The sequence below is a fragment of the Mesorhizobium sp. M7D.F.Ca.US.004.03.1.1 genome (assembly GCF_003998635.1).
GTDB classification, from domain to species: domain Bacteria; phylum Pseudomonadota; class Alphaproteobacteria; order Rhizobiales; family Rhizobiaceae; genus Mesorhizobium; species Mesorhizobium loti.
Window position 1 is genome coordinate 1 of record NZ_RZQG01000689.1, and the last position, 3257, is coordinate 3257.

A 3257-nucleotide genomic window follows, 5' to 3' on the forward strand; every position below is an offset into this window, starting at 1 on the left:
TGCCGATATCGGTCATATCAAGCATCAGTTCGGTGGCAGGCCCCAGCCAGCGGGTCAAAAGCGAACCCCAGCGGTTCCAGGCTTCGGCGGCGCTGTCCCATTGCTTTCGGGTGGTGTCCTTGAACTTGACCGGATCGAAAACCGGTTGCTGTATGGTCATGGCTTCCTCCTGAAAGGCACTATTGCCTTGCCGGAAACCGTATTGATCGCGTAGTTCTGGTGCCATTCTCGAAATCTCGACGCCCATTTTGCAAAATTGCACGGATCGGGGTCCAGGATGCATTGGGATGACTTGCGGATCTTCCTGGCCGTCGCGCGCGACGGCTCGATCAGCGGCGCCGCAAAACGCATGAACATCCAGCACTCCACCGTGTCGCGCCGCATCCGGCTGCTGGAGACGCAGCTTGGCACGCGGCTGATCGAGCGCAAGAAATCCGGATATGAGCTGACCCCGGCCGGCGACGAGTTGAGGATGGCAGCCGGCAAGATGGAGCTCGAAGTGCTCGAGATCGAGGGCGCGCTCGGCGGTCAGGAAGACCGTGTCGCCGGGGAACTAAGAGTATCGGCGATCAACAACATGGCTTCATCCGTGCTGATGCCGATCTTCGCTGACTTCAGCGAGGCCTATCCGGATATCCGGCTGCATGTGCAGGTCTCCAACAAATATGTCAGCCTGGCCGAACGTCATGCCGACATCGCCATCCGGCTGACCAACACGCCGCTGGACACATTGGTCGGCACGCGGCTCACCAATGTGGCGTCGGCCGTTTACGGAGAAAGGCGCTACCTGGAGGGCCTGCGCGCCAGCGGTGCCACGCCGCTCTGGATCGGCGTGGAATGTTGCGCCTTCCATCAATCCTGGACCCATGCGGCATGCCCGGATCACCGGCACAGTTTCTTCGTCGATGACACGCTGCTGACGCTCGCCGCCCTGAAACAAGGGCTCGGCCTGGCCTATCTGCCATGCTTCATGGGCGACAGCGCCGAGGAGCTGGCGCGCTTTCGCCAGCCGGACCCGATCCACGATCTCGGGCTCTGGCTGCTCTACCATCCAGACCTGCGGCGCACCAAGCGCATTAGGGTGTTTCGCGAACACATGGCGGCACGCATCCGCGACCAGAGTGCGCTGTTCGAGGGCCGCCTGCCGCAGCCAGATCGGCGTTAGCCGCGTGAATGCGCAGCATGAGTGAGTCTCCCGCGCCGATCATCAAGACCGTTGTCATTGGTGCCGAGCCGGCCAAGGTCTGGCGGATACTGACGACGCCAGAAATGATCCCGCAATGGATGTCCGACGAGGAGTTGACCGTTAGCCTGCAAGGGCATGCCGGCAGCGCGATCGTGATGCGCGGACTGCTGCACGGAATGCCGTTCGAGAACCATGGCACCATCCGCGCTTTTGAGTCGGAAAAGAGCTTCGAGTACAGCTACTGGAGCACGCTGTCGGCAGATCGGCTGGCGGACGTGCCCGAGAACCACACGGTGGTCAGCTTCGATCTGGCGCCGGCGGATGGGGGAACGCTGCTGACGCTGACGCTCAGCGACTTCGCCGAACCGGCGATCCGTCCGCATGCCAATCTCTACTGGGGTCCGACCTTGCAGATCCTGAAGGCGGTCTGCGAGCGCGCTTGAGGGCGGGCGTCATCGCAGCGGATGGGGCGTCCTGCCTCTACTCTTTGGGGTGTCGGGCGAGGGCCAGCGCGCGGATGCGGTCGGCCACCGCGCTGTCGACCGGATTGTAGACGGTCAGGCTCAAATCCGGCCGGCCGTCGACCGCGAACCCCGAATATTCCAGCTCGATATCGCCGAGTTCCGGGTGCTTCAGGCGCTTTGTCCCGTCGCCGTGGCTGAGCACGTCGTTTGCCCGCCAGAGGGCGGCAAACTCGGGGCTGGCGCTGCAAAGCTCATCGACGAGCTGGGCGACCTCGGAGACCGCGCCGGCGCGCGCCGCATCGGCACGGAACGCGCCCACCACGAAACGGGCCAGGTTTTGCCAATCGTGCTGCCTAGCGCGGATATGGGGACTGAGGAACATGAAGCGCAGGATGTTGCGCTCGCCTTCGGGTAGGGTGCTGTAGTCGGTCATCACCACCTGCGCGGCGCGGTTCCAGGCAACGACATCCCAGGTGGCGGTCCTGACTATGGCGGGGCTGGCATCGAGCGTGTCGATGAGGCGTTGAAGCCGGGGGCTGACGCCCTCGACGCCCCTGTAGCGGACCTCGGGCGGGCGCCCCAGCCCGAGCATGAAAAGATGTTCGCGTTCCGCCTCGGTCAGCAGCAGGCCCTTGGCGATGCGGTTGAGGACATCGGCGGAGGGCGCGCCGCCTCGGCCCTGTTCCAGCCATGTATACCAGGTCGGGCTGATGTTGGCGCGCTGGGCGACCTCTTCCCGGCGCAGTCCCGGCGTGCGTCGGCGCCCCGAGAAGCCAAAGGACGCCGGATCAAGCCGGGTGCGCCGGTCTTTCAGGAACGCTGCCAGTGAGCCGGCGGAATTGGAGGGCATCCTGTTAGCCATTATACCATGATAAGATCACTACTTTAATAGAATAATAGACCAGCAATATTACGCAGGCAACTGTGCAGGAGATTTTGCATGCGTATCTTTCTCACCGGCGCGACCGGTTTCATCGGTTCGGCGCTGGTTCTCGAACTCATCAAGGCGGACCATCAGGTCGTCGGTGTTACCCGCTCCGACGCTGGCGCCGAGGCGCTGGCCGCCGCTGGTGCCGAGGTGTATCGCGGGACCCTCGAAGATCCCGAGGGGCTGCGAGACGGCGCGGCCAAGGCGGAGGCCGTGATCCACACGGCATTCGACCACGACTTTTCGCGGTTTGTCGAGAATTGCGAAAAGGACAAGCGCGTCATCGCGGCACTCGGCGCCGCACTGGCCGGCTCCGACCGGCCGCTGGTGATCACCTCCGGCGTCGGCATGGGCAGCCCCGGACATGGCCAGTTGGCGATAGAGGATGTCTTCAACGCCAGCCATCCCAATCCGCGCATCGCCTCCGAGATGGCCGGCAATGCCTTGCTGGACGCAGGCGTCAACGTGTCGGTGGTGCGGCTGCCGCAGGTCCACAACCCGGTCAAGCAGGGCCTCATCTCGCCGCTTATCGGGATCGCGCGTGAAAAAGGCGTCTCGGCCTATGTCGGCGAGGGCCGCAATCGCTTTTCGGCGGGGCATCTCTCGGACGCGGCGCGCCTTTACCGGCTCGCCGTGGAAAAGCGGCAGCCGGGCGCGCGCTATCACGCGGTCGGCGAGG

The 3257-nt window shown here is 64.0% G+C and carries 4 protein-coding genes; 3 read left to right on the forward strand and 1 reads right to left on the reverse strand.

The genetic code is table 11. The annotated features are described in order from the left end of the window. Window positions 1–277: 277 nt before the first annotated feature. Window positions 278–1165: a LysR family transcriptional regulator gene (locus EN935_RS28055; RefSeq protein ID WP_109660424.1), complete on the forward strand. Its 888-nt coding sequence runs from the start codon at window positions 278–280 to the stop codon at window positions 1163–1165. Between the two features lie 17 nt (window positions 1166–1182). Continuing rightward, entirely contained in the window at window positions 1183–1629 is a 447-nt protein-coding gene (locus EN935_RS28060) for an SRPBCC domain-containing protein (protein ID WP_127265730.1), read from the forward strand. Window positions 1630–1666: 37 nt separating this feature from the next. Here EN935_RS28060 and EN935_RS28065 read toward each other — a convergent pair whose 3' ends face one another. After that, entirely contained in the window at window positions 1667–2500 is an 834-nt protein-coding gene (locus tag EN935_RS28065) for a helix-turn-helix transcriptional regulator (RefSeq protein WP_164548741.1), read from the reverse strand. 90 nt (window positions 2501–2590) lie between these two features. Here EN935_RS28065 and EN935_RS28070 point away from each other — a divergent pair. Continuing rightward, window positions 2591–3257: NAD-dependent epimerase/dehydratase family protein (locus tag EN935_RS28070; protein WP_127373842.1), on the forward strand; the 667-nt coding region annotated here is incomplete at its 3' end.